The sequence below is a fragment of the Kitasatospora sp. NPDC036934 genome (genome assembly GCF_055608425.1).
The window spans coordinates 1-1,516 of the sequence record NZ_JBVJQR010000045.1 but is presented as its reverse complement, the minus strand read 5'-3'; the positions used below and the strand labels follow the sequence as shown (position 1 = coordinate 1,516).

The following is a 1,516-nucleotide window of genomic DNA, read 5'->3' as shown; positions in this document are numbered from 1 at the left end:
GGCCCTCACCACCGACGCCTTCCTGACCGACCCCGCCGCCCGCTGCGAGAGCCGCCGCGTCCTCCCGATCACCCACTGCGCCAACCACCGGGCCCTGGACCCGGGCACCACGGCAGCCACTCACGCAGGACCTCCTCCAAGCGAGCGCCGCCGAGCAGACAGGCACTACACCCCGCCCACCCCCCGGCCCTGACCCCACCCACCCCCCGATCCCACCCCCCGATCCCACCCCCCGATCCCACCCGCCTGCTCCCACCCGCGGCAACCGACCCGGGGGTTGATCACCGCGGGCCGGGCTCCGTACGCTCACCCGATGCTGCACGACGACGACCTCCCGACACTCGAACTCGCCTTCCCCGGACCAGAACGCGACCAGGGCGTAGCGGCGATCCTGGACGGCCACAAGACCGCGCTCACCGGTCTGCCGGAGATCTACGAACACGCCCGCGAGCCGCTCCCGGCCCCCGGCCAGCGCTTCGCGGTACTCGACTCCGCAGGCCGCACCGCCGTCACCATCGAACTGACCGAAGTACGGGTCGTCGCCATGCGGGAGATCGACGACGCCTTCGCACACGCCGAGGGCCGCGGCTACACCAACGCCACCCACTGGCGCACCGCCCACCAGGAGTTCTTCCGCAGCCCGGGCGTGAGCGCCTTCCTCGGCCACACCCCGACCATCGACGACGACACCCTCATCGTCGCCCAGCGCTTCCGCACCCTCACCACCCCCAACACCCCCAACACCCCGCCACCCACCACCCCCTGACCCACCCACCCCCACCACCCGCGGCACACAGAACCGGACCCCCCGACTTCCCACACCCCCCACGCCCCCACTCCCCCGCTACCAGCGGGCCCCACCACACATACCGGACACGGACAGGAACACTGCGGACAGGAACAGGAACAGGAACGCACCGTCAACGCACGGCAGCCACCGGCACCGCGTCCCGCCCCGGGCCTTCGCCGCACCCATCCACGAGCACCACCAGCGAAGACCCCGACAGCTGAACCGAACACGCCAGACAACACGATCCGCCCACCCCGCGGCAGTGCACCGACGAACTCCTCCACGACCGGGACACGATCGTCACCGCCTGTCCAACCCCGATGACCTCCAGCCCGACCAAACGACCAAACGACGAAGCGACCAAGGCCATTCTGTGGAATCTGATTTATCAACACCACGCCTATTTGCGCGGCTCCATCGTCCCTTCTCGCTGCTCGGCCATGTCCGGGACAACGAGCCCGCGAGCTCGTCCGATCTGCCCCCACATACCACAAGCCCCCCACGACACCACCGGGAACCGGACACGGGCCAACACCCCACACCGCCCCGACAACACACCCCCACCACCGGACCCCACCCAGCCCCACCACCCCGGAGCCCGGAGCCGTGGGCCGGGAGCCGGGAGCCGGGAGCGTCCGCTCCTCGGCCACCGGCCGTGGGCGCCAGTGGCCGGGCAGTAGGATCAACGGCGTTGTCACCCCTCGTACACCGCTGGTAGGAGACTTT

Annotated in this window: 2 protein-coding genes; both read left to right on the top strand. The window is 70.6% G+C overall.

The annotated features are described in order from the left end of the window. Window positions 1–193, top strand: a 193-nt coding sequence (locus tag ACZ7BZ_RS36190) for a hypothetical protein (RefSeq protein ID WP_470362063.1), incomplete at its 5' end; no start/stop codon positions are given. 120 nt (window positions 194–313) lie between these two features. Next, entirely contained in the window at window positions 314–766 is a 453-nt protein-coding gene (locus ACZ7BZ_RS36185; RefSeq protein WP_470362062.1) for an ASCH domain-containing protein, read from the top strand. Window positions 767–1,516 lie beyond the last annotated feature (750 nt).

Excerpts from the sequence above, each read along its gene's own strand:
- ACZ7BZ_RS36185 (WP_470362062.1), top strand. The coding sequence starts at position 314 with ATGCTGCACGACGACGACCTCCCGACACTCGAACTCGCCTTCCCCGGA.